This is a genomic window from Thiomonas sp. FB-Cd (assembly GCF_000733775.1).
Classification (GTDB): Bacteria; Pseudomonadota; Gammaproteobacteria; order Burkholderiales; family Burkholderiaceae_C; genus Thiomonas_A.
Map to the genome: position 1 here is coordinate 519,431 of NZ_JPOE01000005.1, position 17,024 is coordinate 536,454.

15 protein-coding genes and 1 riboswitch are annotated in these 17,024 nt (G+C 63.5%); of the genes, 7 read left to right on the forward strand and 8 right to left on the reverse strand.

What is annotated here, in order from left to right; translation table 11 throughout:
- The first annotated feature begins 63 nt into the window (after nucleotides 1–63).
- Both panB and panC read left to right on the forward strand, forming a co-directional pair.
- The gene (gene panB / locus CD04_RS0116070; protein WP_031408581.1) at nucleotides 64–927 is read left to right on the forward strand and encodes a 3-methyl-2-oxobutanoate hydroxymethyltransferase; all 864 of its coding nucleotides are present in this window, start codon (nucleotides 64–66) and stop codon (nucleotides 925–927) included.
- A gap of 146 nt (nucleotides 928–1,073) precedes the next feature.
- Complete coding sequence (panC, locus tag CD04_RS0116075) at nucleotides 1,074–1,919, forward strand: pantoate--beta-alanine ligase (RefSeq protein ID WP_031408583.1); 846 nt, start codon at nucleotides 1,074–1,076, stop codon at nucleotides 1,917–1,919.
- 28 nt (nucleotides 1,920–1,947) lie between these two features.
- Here panC and CD04_RS0116080 read toward each other — a convergent pair whose 3' ends face one another.
- Nucleotides 1,948–2,679: a class II aldolase/adducin family protein gene (locus CD04_RS0116080; protein WP_231480718.1), complete on the reverse strand. Its 732-nt coding sequence runs from the start codon at nucleotides 2,677–2,679 to the stop codon at nucleotides 1,948–1,950.
- Entirely contained in the window at nucleotides 2,573–4,060 is a 1,488-nt protein-coding gene (locus CD04_RS23335) for an RNA-guided endonuclease TnpB family protein (RefSeq protein ID WP_031408588.1), read from the reverse strand. The genes CD04_RS0116080 and CD04_RS23335 overlap by 107 nt, the downstream gene beginning before the upstream one ends.
- Nucleotides 4,061–4,366: 306 nt before the next feature.
- Between CD04_RS23335 and nadB the strand changes: the two genes are divergently transcribed.
- Nucleotides 4,367–5,932, forward strand: coding sequence for an L-aspartate oxidase (nadB, locus tag CD04_RS0116090; RefSeq protein ID WP_031408591.1), 1,566 nt, complete (start codon nucleotides 4,367–4,369; stop codon nucleotides 5,930–5,932).
- A 27-nt stretch (nucleotides 5,933–5,959) separates the two neighbouring features.
- On the forward strand, nucleotides 5,960–6,757 hold the full coding sequence (locus CD04_RS0116095) for an inositol monophosphatase family protein (protein ID WP_038168465.1): 798 nt from the start codon (nucleotides 5,960–5,962) through the stop codon (nucleotides 6,755–6,757).
- A 45-nt stretch (nucleotides 6,758–6,802) separates the two neighbouring features.
- On the opposite strand, the gene CD04_RS0116100 is transcribed toward CD04_RS0116095, so the two are convergent.
- Both CD04_RS0116100 and CD04_RS0116105 read right to left on the reverse strand, forming a co-directional pair.
- Complete coding sequence (locus CD04_RS0116100) at nucleotides 6,803–8,299, reverse strand: AMP nucleosidase (protein WP_031408595.1); 1,497 nt, start codon at nucleotides 8,297–8,299, stop codon at nucleotides 6,803–6,805.
- Between the two features lie 376 nt (nucleotides 8,300–8,675).
- Entirely contained in the window at nucleotides 8,676–9,665 is a 990-nt protein-coding gene (locus CD04_RS0116105) for a LysR substrate-binding domain-containing protein (protein WP_031408597.1), read from the reverse strand.
- Nucleotides 9,666–9,824: 159 nt separating this feature from the next.
- Here CD04_RS0116105 and CD04_RS24225 point away from each other — a divergent pair, with 159 nt between their 5' ends.
- Complete coding sequence (locus CD04_RS24225) at nucleotides 9,825–10,241, forward strand: DUF2917 domain-containing protein (protein ID WP_051849352.1); 417 nt, start codon at nucleotides 9,825–9,827, stop codon at nucleotides 10,239–10,241.
- A gap of 60 nt (nucleotides 10,242–10,301) precedes the next feature.
- On the opposite strand, the gene metF is transcribed toward CD04_RS24225, so the two are convergent.
- From metF to metK, 4 genes are all read right to left on the reverse strand, one after another.
- Nucleotides 10,302–11,135 (reverse strand): methylenetetrahydrofolate reductase [NAD(P)H], encoded by an 834-nt coding sequence (gene metF / locus CD04_RS0116115; protein WP_031408601.1) that lies wholly within the window; start codon nucleotides 11,133–11,135, stop codon nucleotides 10,302–10,304.
- A gap of 149 nt (nucleotides 11,136–11,284) precedes the next feature.
- A complete protein-coding gene (gene ahcY, locus CD04_RS0116120; RefSeq protein WP_031408603.1) occupies nucleotides 11,285–12,703 on the reverse strand; it encodes an adenosylhomocysteinase in 1,419 nt (472 codons plus the stop codon).
- 60 nt (nucleotides 12,704–12,763) lie between these two features.
- Nucleotides 12,764–12,876: riboswitch (S-adenosyl-L-homocysteine riboswitch) on the reverse strand.
- Between the two features lie 112 nt (nucleotides 12,877–12,988).
- The gene (locus CD04_RS0116125; RefSeq protein ID WP_031408605.1) at nucleotides 12,989–13,666 is read right to left on the reverse strand and encodes a LysE family translocator; all 678 of its coding nucleotides are present in this window, start codon (nucleotides 13,664–13,666) and stop codon (nucleotides 12,989–12,991) included.
- 114 nt (nucleotides 13,667–13,780) lie between these two features.
- Nucleotides 13,781–14,980, reverse strand: a complete 1,200-nt coding sequence (gene metK / locus CD04_RS0116130) for a methionine adenosyltransferase (RefSeq protein ID WP_031408607.1) — start codon at nucleotides 14,978–14,980, stop codon at nucleotides 13,781–13,783.
- 272 nt (nucleotides 14,981–15,252) lie between these two features.
- On the opposite strand from metK, the gene CD04_RS0116135 reads away from it, so the two are divergent.
- Nucleotides 15,253–16,134, forward strand: coding sequence for a lysophospholipid acyltransferase family protein (locus CD04_RS0116135; protein ID WP_031408609.1), 882 nt, complete (start codon nucleotides 15,253–15,255; stop codon nucleotides 16,132–16,134).
- Nucleotides 16,131–17,021 (forward strand): lipid A biosynthesis acyltransferase, encoded by an 891-nt coding sequence (locus tag CD04_RS0116140; protein ID WP_031408611.1) that lies wholly within the window; start codon nucleotides 16,131–16,133, stop codon nucleotides 17,019–17,021. Before CD04_RS0116135 ends, CD04_RS0116140 begins: the two co-directional genes overlap by 4 nt.
- Nucleotides 17,022–17,024: the final 3 nt, after the last annotated feature.

Genomic DNA, 17,024 nt, shown 5'->3' on the forward strand with positions numbered 1-17,024 from the left:
ACCGGGATTGCTGCATTGCGGGCATAATGCGGCGGCCTTTCGAAAATCCGGTTCCACCGATCCATGTCAATCGACCCCCATCAACCAGTCTCACCCTACGGCACGCCGATTGCGACAGCAGCGCGCAAGCCCGTCACGCTGCACCGCCTGCGAGCAATGCGCGATGCGGGCGAGAAAATTGCGATGCTCACAGCCTACGACGCCACAAGCGCGCGCCTGCTGGACGATGCGGGGAGCGATTGCGTGCTGGTCGGGGATTCGCTCGGCATGGTGGTGCAGGGGCATGCATCGACCTTGCCGGTGACGCTGGAGCAGATGGTCTATCACACCACCTGCGTGGCGCGCGGCAACCGCAGTTCCTGGCTTGTCACGGACCTTCCCTTCGGGAGTTACCAGGGAACCGTGGAACAAGCCGTGCAAAGCGCTGTCATGCTCATGCAGGCCGGAGCGCAGATGGTCAAACTCGAAGGCGGCGGCTGGACGACGAGCGTGGTGGCCGCACTCGTGGAGCGCGGCATTCCCGTTTGCGCACATCTTGGACTCACGCCGCAGAGCGTGCATGCACTCGGCGGCTATCGCATCCAGGGACGTGATGCGATAGCCGCCGACAGGTTGCGCGCGCACGCGCGCAACCTGGGTCAGGCTGGCGCGGCGATGCTGGTTCTGGAACTTGTGCCCTCGGACCTTGCAGCGCAGATCACGGCAGACTACCCGGGTATGACGATCGGCATCGGCGCCGGGTGCCGAACCCATGGCCAAGTGCTGGTCCTGCAGGACATGCTGGATTTTTCTGCCGGCCCCAAGCCGCGCTTCGTGCGCAACTTCATGGCGGGATCTCCAAGCATTCTGGACGCTGTGCGCACCTACGTGCGCGACGTCAAGTCAGGCGTCTTTCCCGATGAATCGCTACATGGATACAGCTCCTGACGGATCGCGCCTGATGGCCCCGTGCCAGGAGTCTTGCCCGCCACAGTACAGCTTGACGGTTGTGGCGGGTCGGAGGCGAGACATTCATTTCGGTTTTTCCGCCTCCAGCCTGCCCCGCGGCCGAGTCGGTTTTGCGAGCACTCCCAATGCAAACCTTCCACACCCTCGCTGAGTTACGCGCCGCGCTGCATGATTTTCCCGCCCGCACACTCGTGCCAACGATGGGCAATTTGCATGCCGGGCACCTGGCGCTGGTGGCACGCGGGCGTGAGCTCGGTGCCCCCGTGGTCGCGAGCATCTTCGTCAACCGACTGCAATTTGGCCCCCACGAGGACTTCGATCGTTACCCTCGCACCCTGGAACGCGACACCGCGCTGCTGTCGCAGGCCGGGTGCAGCTTTCTTTTTGCACCTGATGAGGCGGAAATGTACCCCGAGCCGCAGACCTTCTGCGTGCGGCCGGACCCGGCCTTGGCCGGCATTCTGGACGGGGCAGCCCGGCCTGGGCACTTCGAGGGCGTTGCCACCGTGGTGATGAAGCTGTTCGCCATGGTGCAGCCGACTGCTGCGGTATTCGGCAAAAAGGACTATCAACAGTTGATGCTCATACGCCGCATGGTCGCGCAATTTGCGTTGCCCATTGCCATCGCAGGCCTGGACACGGTGCGCGATGCCGACGGGCTGGCCCTATCGTCGCGCAACGGTTACCTTACGCCCGCGCAGCGCGCCCAGGCACCACAACTGCAGGCGGCCTTGCATGCATTGGCCAAAGCGGCGCGCGGCGCGCATTTGCCCGAGGACGTGCTCGCGCTTGAGAGCCGGGCAATGCGAGACTTGACCGCGCAGGGGTGGACGCCCGATTATCTAACGGTACGCCGCCGCTGCGATTTGCTTGCGCCCGGCGCAGACGATCTGCGGGAGGGAGCGCCAATGGTTGCTCTTGCCGCCGCCCGCCTTGGGGCGACACGGCTGATCGACAATCTGGAGTGCTGACGCGGTTGACAAGCGTCGCGGGCACTGCCTATGTTTTGTAGCCCGGGTCGGTGCGGTCCAGCTTCCGGAGCATCGCCGGCCAGACAAAGCTTCCGCCCATGCCATCGGTCTGGACTTTCATGGCTTGGCCAACGCCAGCGATGATCTGGGGCGCCACTTGGGTGAGCCCCTCAGCACCCTGTTGCCCCGCCAGTGCGGCGACCTGGATCTGGCATGCACTTTCCAGGATGTACATGCTGAGAAAGGCGTCGGCGATACCGCGACCCACGGTGAGCAAGCCATGGTTGCGCAGGACCAGAAAATTCGCATGGCCCAAGTCTGCCTGCAGGCGTGGTTTCTCGTCCGAACGGAAAGCGACGCCTTCATAGTCGTGGTACGCCAGCGAGGCGAGCACGAACGTGCTTTGCTGGCTGATGGGCAAAACGCCGTGCTTTTGGCTGCTCACCGCCACGCCTGCGCGGGTATGGGTGTGCAGCACGCAGCCGGCCTCGGGGCGGGCCTCATGCACGGCGCTGTGGATCACGAAACCGGCAGGATTGACGGAGAAGGGACTGTCGTGCAGCTTGCGGCATTCCATGTCGACCTTCACGAGACTGGAGGCTGTGATTTCCTCGAACATCATCCCGTAGGGGTTGATCAGGAACTGGTGCGCCTCACCAGCAACGGAGGCCGGAAGCTTGGCACTGATATGGGTGAACACCAAGTCGCTCCAGCCGTAAAGGGCCACCAAGCGGTAGCACGCCGCCAGATCGCAGCGCAGCGCCCACTCCTGCGGGCTGACTGCATGTTGCAGTGAAGGGATCTCCACGGTTTGTCTCCATTTGGTTGGCATTGAGCAATGAACTCTCCCGCCGCTCAACGCATGGCGTTGTCGCGGGGGTTTCGCGGGTCACAGGCTTGGACTTGCCACGTTGCCGTGGCCGAGGTTTGGGTCTCGCCGCCACGCCCGTTCCATGCGTGTGTTGCGTATTGAACGCGTCGATGATGACCACCGATGCGCGGTTGCGGTCGCGTGGCATGACATGCCCGCAGTGCGGGCACACATGCATGCACTCGGCAAGGGTCTTGGGAACGATCTCCCAACAGGCGGAGCACCGCTGCGACGGTTTGAGTTGGCGCGTATTGCTCAGATGCAGCCTCGTACCAGCTTCTTCCGCTTTGTACGCGAGCATCGGATGCGCCATGCCGAACCCCGCCGAGAGGATCTCGCGGTTGAGTCCGGCCTTTTGCCGCACGCGACGGCCCGGTGCATCCACCGTGCCCTTCGCGCTGCGGCTCATGGTCTTCGGAGCCAGTTGCTCCGTGGCCAGGACGGCGCATTGCCGCACCAGCTTGGTTGTTTCCTTGCGCACGAAGTCCCGGCGCAGATTGGAAATCCGGTCGTGCAGCCGGGCGATGCGACGCCCGAGCCGTTTGAAGCGCAACGATCCGTTCTTCTTCCTGGCGCGCTGCCGCTGCAGCGCGGCAAGGCGCGGCAGTTCCTCGCGCACCCAGCGCGGGTTGTCGATAGCCCGTCCATCGTCGAACGTCGCCCAGTCGGTGATCCCGAAATCCACGCCACGCCGCATGCCGGCGGCGCGCTGCCGCGCACAGGCCGACTCGGGCACGCGCAGCGTCACCGACACGAACCACCCACCACCTTTGCGCGTGAGCGTGATGTCGTTGGGTTTTGCCTGATCGCCGAAGCGGTGCAGCCCGCGCGCCCGAATGGACATCGCAGCCTCACCACTGCCGATGCGCAGCGTGGCACCACGGCCGCCGTGCTGCATGAGCTTCCAGCCAGCCGGGTCGGGGTAGGCAAAGCCCGAGAACCGCTTGGCGGCCTTGAACCGCGGGAATCCGGGCGTTTGCCCCGCCTTGACGCGACGGAAGAAGGCGGCAAAGGCCAGATCGAGGCGGCGCAGCGTTTGCTGCAGCGCGTGGCTGCCGAGTTCGTTGAGCTCGGGCTGATCGGCCTTGATCTGCGGCAATGCGTTCTGCTGCGCGTAATCGCTGATGGATTTGCCCGCCTTGCGCCAGGCGTCGATGCGCTCTTCGAGCGGCGCGTTGTACAACTCGCAGTGCAGCCGCGTCCACGCCTCCAGCCGCGCCATCTGCGCGGCATTGGGATACAGCTTGAGCGTGACTTTGCGCCGTTGCATGCTGGTATTTTATCCAGCATGGCGAGGAACAACAAGCGAAAACCGCCCGCTTGACCCCCTCCTGCCCGGTCGGCTTCGCCTGAGCGACGCTGTGCGTCGGGCCGGGCGAGGAAGGGGAATGCGCGGGCATTTGTTCATTTTCCCTCCGGCGCGCCAACTTGTCGCGCCGCATCCCGGGGCGCCACGCTGCCTCCATCCAACATGGCCGATTGGGCCTGCGTTCAGAGCGCGGCACGATTCCAATGGACAATCTGGTTTGCGGCACGCTTCGAATTTCCTTCGGACCCCGAAACCCGAGTATTCACCATGCACCACTGCGACGTTCTCATCATCGGCGGCGGCTTGGCTGGTCTGGCCACAGCCTTGCATCTGGCCGAGCGTTTTCAAGTCACCATGCTTGCCAAGCGTGAATTGGAGGTTTCGTCCAGCCAATGGGCTCAAGGCGGTATCGCCGCGGTGTTGGGGAGCAAAGACAGCTTTGACGCCCATGTGCACGATACCCTCGTGGCTGGCGCCATGCTCAACGATCTGCCCGCCACGCGCTTTGTCATCGAGCATGGGCCGCAGGCCATCAGCTGGCTGCGTGAACAGGGGGTTCCATTCGACACGGAAGGCGGCGACTTGCACCTCACGCGCGAGGGTGGCCACAGCCAGCGCCGCATCGCCCATGTGGCCGACGCCACTGGCGCCGCCATTCAGCGCACACTTCTGGCGCGCGCGCGCGAACACCCGCGCATCACCCTGTTGGAAAACCACGTGGCGGTCGACTTGATTACCGACCGCCATATGAATTTCGCCAGCGACCGCCGTTGCTGGGGCGCATACGCGCTCAACATGGCCAGTTCGCGCGTGGAAACCTTCGCCGCCACCCACACGGTTCTCGCCACGGGCGGTGCAGGCAAGGTGTACCGCTACACGACCAACCCCGACACCGCCAGTGGCGACGGGCTTGCCATGGCCTGGCGTGCGGGCTGCCGTGTGGCAAACATGGAGTTCATTCAGTTTCATCCGACCTGCCTTTACCACCCGAAGGCCAAGAGCTTCCTCATTTCTGAAGCGGTGCGCGGCGAAGGTGGCGTGCTCCGGCTTCCTGATGGCACGCGCTTCATGCCGGCACACGATGAACGTGCAGAACTGGCGCCGCGCGACGTGGTCGCCCGTGCCATCGATTTTGAGATGAAGAAGCACGGCGTGGACTGTGTATACCTGGACATCACCCTCAAGGGCGAAGCATTCATACGTCAGCATTTCCCCACCATCTACCAGCGCTGCATGGATTTAGGCATCGACATGGCGCGGGAGCCCATCCCTGTGGTGCCTGCGGTGCATTTCACCTGCGGCGGCGTTCTCACCGATCTGTCGGGGCGCACCGACCTTCCGGGTCTGTATGCCGTTGGTGAAGTCGCCTACACGGGACTGCATGGCGCCAACCGCCTCGCCAGCAATTCACTTCTTGAGTGTGCCGTCTTCGGTACTGCCGCGGCGCAGGCCATCGGTGCGGCGGCACAGCCGCCAGTGCTGGCACCACGCCCTTGGGACGAGAGCCGCGTAAGTGACGCTGACGAGCTGGTTGTCATTAGCCATAACTGGGATGAACTACGCCGGCTCATGTGGAATTACGTGGGTATCGTACGCACGGACAAGCGTCTGGAGCGTGCTGCGCACCGCATCGCGCTGCTGCAATCCGAGGTCCAGGAGTTTTACGCCAACTTTCGCGTCAACCGCGACCTTCTTGAACTTCGCAACTTGCTGCAGGTGGCTGAACTGATTGTGCGTTCAGCCCAACTGCGTCATGAAAGCCGCGGCCTGCACTACAGCCTGGATTGGCCTCAGACGGCGGCCCCTGCCGCACCAACCATCCTTGTGCCCTAAGGCGCGCGCCCCCATCCCATGTCTCCCATGCCCGATCCCAGCCTCGCCGAAGTCGTCACGCTCTTGCACCGCGCGGCACGCGAGGAAATCCTCCCGCGATTTCAGCGCGTCCGCCGCGAGCTCAAGGCCGATGGGACCTGGGTCACCGCCGCAGACACTGCCATGCAGGCCCGTGTGCAACGCGAACTCGCTGATCGCTGGCCGCACATTGCTTTCCTTGGCGAAGAGATGCCCGCCTCGGAGCAACAAAACCTGATGCGCCACACGCAAACCGGCCTATGGGTTCTCGACCCGTTGGACGGTACGAGCAATTTTGCTGCCGGCTTACCGATATTCGGCCCCTCCCTCGCGCTGATTCGCAATGCGCGCATTGAACTCGGCGTCGTCATTGACGTGCCACGCGACGAGACATTCAGCGCAGCACTCGGCCATGGTGCCTGGCTGAACAACGTGCCGCTGTCCATGGCCAAATCGGCTCTGGCCTTGGCCAAGACCATTGCCTGCGTGGATTTCAAACGCCTCCCGGCGCCGCTCGCTGGACGCTTGGCCACGATGCCTCCATATGCCTCGCAGCGTTCCATCGGATCTGTGGCGCTGGACTGGTGCTGGGTCGCCGCCGGCCGCTTCCACCTCTACCTGCACGGAAGCCAAGGCCTGTGGGACTACTGTGCCGGCCACCTCATTCTCAGCGAAGCTGGCGGATACAGCACAACTCTCGATGGGCAAGTCGTGTTTGACGGCACCTTGAGCAAACGCTCAGCGCTGTGTGCCGGGGACGCTGAGCACTTCGCGCAATGGGTTGAGTGGTTGAACGAAAACCGATGACGCGGCATCTCGCACGGACTTTGCGCGCGCATCAACGCCATATCGCTACTGAAATGCCACTTCGTCGAAACTACGTAGCTTGCGGCTATGCAGTTGATCCATGCGTTGCTGGCGCAGGTTCTCCAGCGCGCGAATGCCGATGCGAAGATGCTGGTCGACGCGTTCACGGTAGAAGCGATCAGCCATACCGGGGAGTTTGAGGTCACCATGCAGGGGCCTGTCGCTCACGCATAGAAGCGTGCCGTAAGGCACCCGGAGACGCAAGCCGTTGGCTGCAATGGTCGCGCTTTCCATATCCAGAGCAATGGCACGGCTTTGGGAAAACCGGCGCTCAGGAGTATTCAGGACTCCGTGAAATGGCTGCAGTTCCCAATTTCGGTTGTCCGTGCTGGCTACGGTTCCGGTGCGCATCACGCGCTTGAGATCGTAACCGCGCAACTGGGTAATGGTGGCCACTGCCTCCTGGATGGCCACCTGGACCTCTGCCAAGGGCGGGATCGGCACCCACAGAGGCAGTTCCTCGTCCAGCACGTGGTCCTCGCGGACATAGCCGTGCGCAAGCACATAGTCGCCCAGCTGCTGGCTATTGCGCAACCCTGCACAGTGACCAAGCATGAGCCATGCATGGGGGCGAAGGACCGCAACGTGGTCGGTGATTGTCTTCGCGTTGGCCGGGCCCACGCCAATGTTCACGAGGCTGATGCCACTGCGGTCGCGCCGCAGCAGGTGGTAGGCGGGCATCTGCGGCATGCGGGCCGGGGGTTCGCCCAGTGCGTCGCTGGCTTCAGCCGATTGGCCGACCCGGCGGGTGACCACGTTGCCCGGCTCCACGAAAGCGATGTAGTCGTCCTGCGCATCGGCTGGACGTGCCATGAGTTCGCGCGCCACACGCACGAATTCGTCAATGTAGAACGCGTAGTTCGTGAACAGCACAAAGTTCTGCATGTGCTGGGGATCAGACCCGGTGTAGTGACGCAGGCGGTGCAGCGAGTAGTCGACTCGCGGTGCCGTAAAGAGAGCCAGCGGCAGAGGCTGACCGGGCATCGGCACAAACGTGCCGTTGGCGATGCCATCGTCCATTGCCGATAGGTCCGGCAAGTCAAACAGGGTGCGCAGGCGCGCGCGCTGCTCGAGGCTGAACTGTGCCTCCAGGGGTTCGTGATCCAAGAAGGTGAACGGCAGCGGGATGGGTGTCGCGCTGACACCCACCTCCAGCGGCTCGCCATGGTTGCGCAAAAGCAGGGCGAACTGTTCGCGGTAATAGTCGGCGAACAGTTCGGGCCGCGTGAGCGTGGCTTCGAATACACCTGCGCGCGACACGAACCCATAGCTCAGGCGGGAGTCCGCGTGTGCGCCGCTTCGGGTGCGCACGCGCACGAACGGATAGTACGCACGCACTGCTTCATCTTGCTCCGCGCCCGCGAGAAAACGGCGCAGCGCGTCGTGCAGGATGGCCACGCCCTGGCCATAAATGGCCGCGACATGGGCCAGCGCAGCGTTGGCGTCGGTATGGTTGCGGGTGGTGAGCGCGGATTCGGTCATGGCGTGCGGTTGCAGTCGCGGGCCTGGGCGCGTGACAGGTCCAGTCCTTCAGCGCGAATAAGGATAGCGCGAATGCCATGGGCATCCACTGGGGGCGTGGGCCCGGTTTGGTTGATGCTGTCTTTTGAACCTGCAAGCGAGGGTGGCCCACGCCCGCATCGCCCGTGAAGTGCGTGGAGCAGGCATCCCGCCAGCAGCAGTAACCCGCCGAAGCGGCTCAGCCGGGCTCGATGCCGGGGTGATCGCCGTCGCAATCCCCACGCTTGCCGCGCAAGCAGCGGCCGGGCCCAGGGCGCTGGGGATGTCAAAGAAACTGGACATCGCCGCGCAAATGTCGCGGCTGGCGCGACGTCGACGCTGCCGGGTGCGCCGGGCTTCAATCGGCCGTAGTCTGCATTGGGGCCTGCAACTGCTGCTGCAGCCATTGAACCAGCGCGATGACCTCGGGGCGGCGCGCTGCGTCCGTGCGCTGTGCGAGATGGTAAAAGTAGCCACTGCCCCGCATCGGTCCCAATGGCAACACAAGGCTGCCGTCGGCCAGGAGATGCTGCACCAACGCCATCTGCCCCATGGCCAGGCCCATGCCCGCCAGCGCTGCCTGCACGGCTTGGTGAGTGAAGTTCAGGTCCAGCCAACTCAGCGGTTTGACCGGCGCGTGTCCGATCGCGGCAAACCAACCGGGCCAGGACAGCGCGTCAATATGGCGAGCCAGCGACGGCGAACTGCCGTGGGATCCGACATCGGCGATCAGCGCCGCGCGCTTGAGATCCGCCGGTGTGCGCAACCCACCGCGCGCCTGCAGTTCGGCGAGCAGGCGCGGGCTGCACACAGGCGCGATACGCTCCTCAAACAGGACCCTGGTGCCAGGCACACGCGCCAGCGGGTTGTCGGGATGGACCAGCCGGATTGCCACGTCCTGACCCGACACATCCAGGTCGGCCAGGCGATCCGTCGCCTCCACCGCAATGTCCACGTCGGAATGGTCCGCCTGAAACAGCGGCAGCCTCGGCATCAGCCACAAGCTGGCAAAGGACGCAAACGTGGTGATGCGCACACGTGGGCGCTGGGTGATCTGACGCAGGTCTTCCACGGCGTCGTCAAGCGTGGCAAGCACGGGACGCAGTGCAGCTGCAAATCGCTCGCCAGCCTCGGCGAGCCGCACGCGCGGACCCTCGCGCAGGAATAGCGTCACGCCAACCTCTGCCTCCAATGCCTGGATCTGTCGGCTCAAAGCGGACTGGGTGACAAACAACTCATGCGCGGCGGCCGTGAAACTGCCAAGGCGCGCGGCAGCCTCAAACGCGCGCAGATTGCCGGCATCGATGCGGCGGGAAAAAGCTCTCGACGGCGATTTCACGACAGGCATGGCAACTCCTTAGCATGCAATAAACGCATGATTAAGATACCAAAAGACCGCTTTCTGAAACGACAAAGGCTGCCTATCATTTTCGCCATAAGCCATGGAATATGGGGCTCATGGGATGAAATCCCGTTCTATTGCCGCATTTGCGCGAAGGAGATAACCATGCATGATTGGAATACAAGACCATTGCAACTGCGTCGTGAGTCGATCAGTTTGCAGCCCGGCGACTCGGTGCTTGTGCGCGGGGCACGTGGCCTGCGCCTGGAGGCGATGGCGCCGCCATTCCCAGGGGGTCCGCTCCCCCTGCTATGGCTCACCGAGGAGGGCGAGTCGGACGATGTGTTTCTGCACCCGGGCGACTGCCATGTGGTGCGCGGAAACGGCCGCATGGTGGCCACCGCCTGGGGGCCCATCAGCCTGCGTGTGCTCGCGAGCGCGCGCATCGCGGCGCCTGTGATGGTACCGACTGCGGACCTGTCCGCGCCAACTCGGGCGCTTCCGGCGCAGCGATCGGGCGGGCCCGCCGACATGCATCGACCGGGGACGGTGCACCTGCCGCCAGCGTGCTGCGGCGCCTGAACCCGCAAGCTCGCACGGCTGCAACGCCCAACGTCCAGCACCGCGTGCTGATGCTTGGTGTCAACGGCCGCCGAGGTCCTGCAAGAGATCGAGCGCCGGCGCGGCGTGGTTCAGCGTATAGATGTGCAATCCTGGGGCACCGCCTGCAAGCAACTGGTCGCAGAGGTCAGCGACGACTTCGCGACCGAAGGCCAGGATGCTTGCACGGTCATCACCAAAGCTTTGCAGACGCAGGCGTATCCAGCGCGGCACCTCGGCACCACAGACGTCTGAGAAGCGCAACAACTGGCTGGCATTGGTGATGGGCATGATGCCGGGAACGATGGGCACGCTCATCCCGGCTGCGCCGACTTCGTCGATGAAGCGGAAATAGGCATCGCTATTGAAAAAATACTGGGTAATGGCCGAATCGGCGCCAGCGCGCATCTTTTCGATGAAATGTCGCAAGTCTTCCTGCGGGCTGCGCGCCTGCGGGTGGGTTTCGTGGTAGGCGGCGACCTCGATGTGGAACCAGTCGCCAGTTTCCGCGCGAATGAACTCCACGAGATCACGCGCGTGGTGGAACTCGCCTCCGATACCGTAGCCCGAAGGCAAGTCCCCACGCAGAGCAACGATGCGGCGAATGCCTTCAGCCCGGTAGCCCTGCAACAACGCGCGCACACTGTCATAACTAGCGCCGATGCACGACAGATGGGGCGCCGCAGCCATGCCCTCCGCGGCGATTTCCCTCACGGTCATCAAGGTACCCTCCTGGGTGGAGCCGCCTGCTCCGAAGGTAACCGAGCAAAACTTTGGGCGGTACGCATAGAGCTGCTGCCGAGCCGTGCGCAGCTTGACCGCGCCTTCAGGCGTCTTCGGCGGAAAAAATTCGAAACTCAGGTTCGGTATATCCATACGCACGTGTGTCTGGGGTATGGCGGCCGAGGGCTCAAGCCGCGAATGCAGCCAAGCCAACCGGGCTGCCGGGGCATTGCCCAGAACGGCCACCCCGCGGGTTTTCCGCAGGCTGGGCCGGTCCTGGTCTCGCAACGCTCTGAATGCCTTTAATAGCGGTAGTGGTCGGCCTTGTAGGGGCCGTCCTTCGGCACGCCGATATAGGTGGCTTGCTGGTCAGTCAGCTGCGTGAGCTGGGCGTTGAGCTTCTTGAGTTGCAGCCGTGCCACCTTCTCGTCCAGATGCTTGGGCAGGGTGTACACGCCGACCGGATATTGGGCGGTCTGGGTGTACAGCTCGATCTGCGCAATGGTCTGGTTCGCGAAACTCGATGACATCACGTAGCTCGGATGTCCGGTTCCGCAGCCCAGGTTCACCAGACGTCCCTTTGCCAACAGGATGATGCGCTTGCCATCCGGAAAAATGATGTGGTCAACCTGGGGCTTGATTTCCTCCCACCGGTACTGCTCGACGCCCGCGACGTCAATCTCGTTGTCGAAGTGCCCGATATTGCAAACAATGGCCTGGTCCTTCATGCGGGCCATGTGGTCATGGGTAATGACGTGATAATTGCCAGTCGCAGTAACGAAGATGTCAGCCTTGTCGGCGGCGTAATCCATCGTGACCACGCGGTAGCCCTCCATGGCCGCCTGCAGGGCGCAGATGGGGTCGATTTCGGTCACCCATACCTGGGCGGAAAGCGCGCGGAGTGCCTGTGCGCTTCCCTTACCGACGTCGCCATAGCCGGCGACCACCGCGATCTTGCCCGCCACCATCACGTCGGTGGCGCGCTTGATGCCATCAACCAAGCTCTCGCGGCAACCGTAAAGGTTGTCGAACTTGCTCTTGGTGACGCTGTCATTGACGTTGATCGCGGGAAACTTGAGCTCACCGCGTTGGTGCATCTGGTAAAGGCGATGCACGCCTGTGGTCGTTTCCTCGGTCACACCCTTGATGTGTGCCAGGCGGGTCGAATACCACGTTGGGCTGTTAGCGAGGCGCGCCTTGATGGCGGCGAAAAGAACCCGCTCCTCTTCACTGGTGGGGTGGTTGAGCACGGCCGCATCGGTTTCCGCGCGAGCGCCCAAGTGCAGCAGCAGCGTGGCGTCACCACCATCGTCCAGAATCATGTTCGAGTAACCTGCGTCGGTCCATTCGAAGATGCGATGGGTGAATTCCCAATAATCTTCCAGCGTCTCGCCTTTGATGGCAAACACCGGCGTACCGCTTGCTGCAATGGCTGCCGCTGCGTGGTCCTGCGTGGAGAAGATGTTGCACGAGGCCCAGCGCACCTGCGCCCCCAACGCCTGCAGTGTTTCAATCAGGACCGCAGTCTGGATGGTCATGTGCAGGCTGCCGGTGATGCGGGCGCCGCGCAGCGGCTGACGGGCCGCATATTCGTCGCGGATGGCCATGAGGCCTGGCATTTCCGTCTCGGCAATGCGAATTTCCCGCCGGCCCCAATCGGCCAAGGCCAAGTCAGCCACGCGGAAATCAGGGGATTGATTCAGGTCGACCACAGCGTTCATCAAACTCTCCATGAAACTGCGGCCGGGGCGGATGCTCACCGCATCCCGCGCCCGGCACGGGTTGGGCGAGCGCCGTTGACAGGAAGCCGCCCAAGGCAGCTTGCGATCAGGGTCCTGAGCCTGGCGACCGCCGGGGAGTGCCCGGCATTGGCGTTGCAACGCTCCTCAGGAATCGGTAATTGTAGGGTGACACGCCCTGGCCGGCTTGCCCCCGGCGACTGCAGGGGGTTCCGGGTTCGCCTCGACCGCGCCCAGTCAGCCGGCGTGGCTCGAGCGGACGACAGATCAGGCGCGTGTCGCCAGTGCCAAGCGCAGCCCCAGGCCGACAAACACAAGCCCCGTGGCACCACGCACCCAACGCCCCATGGCGGCAATCCTCCCAAGCCGGGCGTGGGCTCGCGCGGCGAGTACGGCCACAAGCAGGTTGAAGAGCGTACCGTTGACCGTAAACACCACACCCAGCAGCAGGAAAGCCCAGCCCTGACTACCCGTGGCTGGCCGCACGAATTGCGGCAGGAACGCAAGGAAAAACAAAATGATCTTGGGGTTGAGCAGATTGGTCAACATGCCCTGAAGCATCACCGCCCGTAGCACAGGCGCCCCAGACTCGGCAGGAACGCACAGTCCCGCTGCATCGTTGCGGCCCAGCCCTTGATCAGGCTGCGCACGGCGCACCAGCCCTCTGCGCACCAAGGTCAATCCAAGCCACACAAGGTAGGCTGCGCCCATCCACTTCACGACAGCGAAGGCCGTATCGGAAGCGGCAACCAGGGCCGACAGGCCAGCGGCGGCCGCGGTGACATGCACAAGACAACCTGCCCCCACCCCGAGCGCGGCCGCGGCGCCGGCGCGCGCACCCTTCGCCGTGGTGCGCGTGAGAATGAACAACATGTCCGCCCCAGGTGTGATGTTGAGCAGCAAGCCGGCCAACACAAACCAGGCGAGATCATGAATGCCGAGCATGGTGTGATGCGAAAAAGGGGGCTTGTGATACCGGCCGGAATGACGGGCAAGGCTGGCTGCCGCTCACCGGAACCCATACTGCGCGGCAGGCAGGCAGATCCGACGCCATCCGACTCAGGCCGCCACCGTCCCCGTGTGGCGCACATCGGGCAAGCCTGCGTCTGCGCGCAGGGCAGACGCCTTGTCCGTCGCTTCCCACGTGAAGTCAGGCTCGTCACGACCAAAGTGCCCGTACGCCGCTGTCTTGGCGTAGATCGGGCGCAACAGGTCGAGCATTTGCACGATGCCTTTGGGGCGCAGGTCGAAATGGCGGCGCACCAGTTGTTCGACCTGTGCGTCATCAATCACACCCGTGCCTTGGGTGGTGACCATGATGCTGGTGGGCTGAGCCACGCCAATCGCGTAGGAAATCTGCACCAGACACTTCTTTGCAAGGCCTGCAGCGACAATGTTCTTCGCCACATAGCGCGCAGCGTAGGCCGCAGAGCGATCAACCTTCGAGGGATCCTTGCCTGAAAATGCGCCACCGCCATGAGGTGCTGCACCGCCGTAGGTGTCAACGATGATCTTGCGCCCGGTCAGCCCGCAATCGCCCTGGGGACCACCCACAACGAAGCGGCCGGTCGGGTTGATGAGAAATTTCACGTCGCCACGCATGAACTGGGGCGGGAGCACCGGCTTGATGATGGACTCGATCACGGCTTCGCGCAGGTCGGCCATGGCGATGTCGGGCGCATGCTGGGTCGATAGCACGACCGTATCGATCGCCACCGGGCGGCCGCCCTCGTAACGAAAGGTGATCTGGCTCTTGGCATCCGGACGCAGCCATGGCAGGCGCCCGTCACGGCGCAGCTGACTCTGTCGCTCCACCAACCGGTGCGCGTAATAGATGGGCGCCGGCATCAGATCGGGCGTTTCATCGCAGGCGTAGCCAAACATCAGGCCCTGGTCACCCGCCCCCTGGTCGAGGTTGTCATCGTGCGCAGAATCCACACCCTGTGCAATATCGGGGCTCTGCTTGTCGTAAGCGACAAGCACGGCACAGCTCTTGTAGTCGATGCCAAAGTCAGCGTCGTCGTAGCCGATGCGCCTCAGGGTGTTGCGGGCGACCTGGATGTAATCGACCACTGCACCCGTCGTGATTTCGCCAGCCAACATGATGAGCCCGGTATTGGCCAGGGTCTCGGCTGCCACGCGAGAGCGGGGCTCCTGCGCGAGGATGGCATCGAGGATGGCGTCCGAGATCTGATCGGCTACCTTGTCCGGATGACCTTCGGACACGGATTCTGAAGTGAAGAGAAAAGTATCGGCCATGTGTGAGCTCCTGTTGGGCTGTTGCGGATCCGTCACCGCTTGAAGCTTCACACGGCGACGCTTTAGCGGTTTGGGTTCGGCGGCCAATCCTGCTGCGCCGCCAGTCGCCCCGCAAGTTGTCATTAACTCGGCGACCGTCCTAAATTGTAGGCTCATGGCGCTGCGGGCGCTGCTACGTAACATTACCGAGTTCGAGCGTCTTGCGAACCTGACGTGCAATCGCTGCGCGACGTGTTCCGTCCACCACCCCTTTCTCATTTCTCGCCCACACCATGCTGCGCCTGTTTCGTGCGCTGTCCCATTTGCCGCTCGGCCTGCTTCAGGCGATGGGTGCCTTGCTGGGGCTTGTCGTATATGCCACCTCGCCGACATACCGAAAGCGCCTGCGTGCCAACCTTGCGCAAGCTGGCTTCGCGCCACAGCGCTTGGCGCTGGCGGTGGCCAGTGGCACTGGGCGCATGCTGGGCGAGATGCCCTATGTCTGGTTCCGCTCAGGCCCAACCGCCGCAGTACGCCGGGTGCGCGTGGTCGGACGCGAATGGGTGGACAAGGCACGCAGCGAGGGTCGCGGCATTCTGTATCTCACGCCACATCTTGGCTGTTTTGAAGTGTCCGCCCAGACAGCCTCGGAATGGGGGCCGATCACTGTCCTTTATCGCCCGCCACGCAAGGCCTGGATTGCAAGCCTTGTCCAATCCAGGCCCCGTGGCCAGTTGCGCACGGCGCCGGCCACAATGGCCGGCATGCGCCCCCTGCTCCGCGCGTTGCGCAACGGCGAGGCCGTCGGCCTGCTTCCCGACCAGGCACCCGCGGCCGGCGAGGGCGTATGGGCGCCGTTCTTCGGGCGCCCTGCCTACACGATGACGCTTCCAGCACGACTTGCCCAACTCACTGGGGCGCAAATCATCCTTGTCTTCGTCGAGCGACTCAGTTTCGGACGCGGCTATGTCCAGCATTTCCTGCCCTTCGACCAAACGCTACCCGATGATCCGGTGCAAGCGGCCACACGGATCAACCAGGGGCTCGAGTCGTTGATCCGGATGCGCCCCGAGCAGTACCTTTGGGGTTACAACCGCTATAAGGCACCGCCAGGCTCGCTTTCGCAACCGGGCGCGCCGTCGGTTCAGCCCACGCAACAGGCCACGACATCATGACCCGCATCGCCCTAGGCTTGCTGTGGCTGCTCCATTTCCTGCCCTATCGCACCCTTGGCCGGATCGGAACCGGGCTTGGCTTCTTGCTGTGGCCGCTCGCTCGCAAGCGCCGCGCCATTGCGCTGCGCAACCTGGAACTGTGTTTTCCGCAATGGAGCGATGCCGAGCGCAGGCGCGTGGCACGTGAGCATTTCACGTGCGTCAGTCGTGCGTTTCTCGATCGGGTCGTGCTGTGGTGGGCAAGCCCCAAGCAACTCAAACGCATCCTGCATCTGCAAGGCCCCGTGGATGAAGCCCTCAACGGAGACGGGGCGGTGCTGCTGATGGGGCTGCATTTCGAGGGCATGGACGCGGCCTGGACGGCTCTAACCTTGGCCGCGAATCGACCTCTTTCGGGCATGTACACCCCACAGAAGGCCAAGGGACTCGATCGCTGGGTGCTGGCCGGGCGAAGCCGCTTTCATACCGAGCGCATCGTGTCGCGCCACGAAGGCGCCGGCGGCATGCTGCGGGCGCTGCGCCGCCACACTCCCTTTTACACGCTTCCCGACATGGATTTCGGTGCGCGGCATTCGCGCTTCATCCCGTTTTTCGGCGTGCCTGCCGCCACACTTGACGTGGTGCCGCGCCTCGCCGCATCGAGCAAGGCGCGCGTGTACCCCGTGGTCGCACGCATGTTGCCTGACTACGCCGGCTATGCCATCACGATCTACCCGGACCTGGACAACTTCCCGACGCTGCTCGATGGACGCCTGGCCGACATCGATGGGGACTTGCTGCGCATCAACCATTTCATCGAACAGCGCGTGATGGAAATGCCCGAGCAATATCATTGGGTTCACAAACGCTTCAAAACCCGGCCCCCGGGCGCCCCCTCGCTGTATTGAATC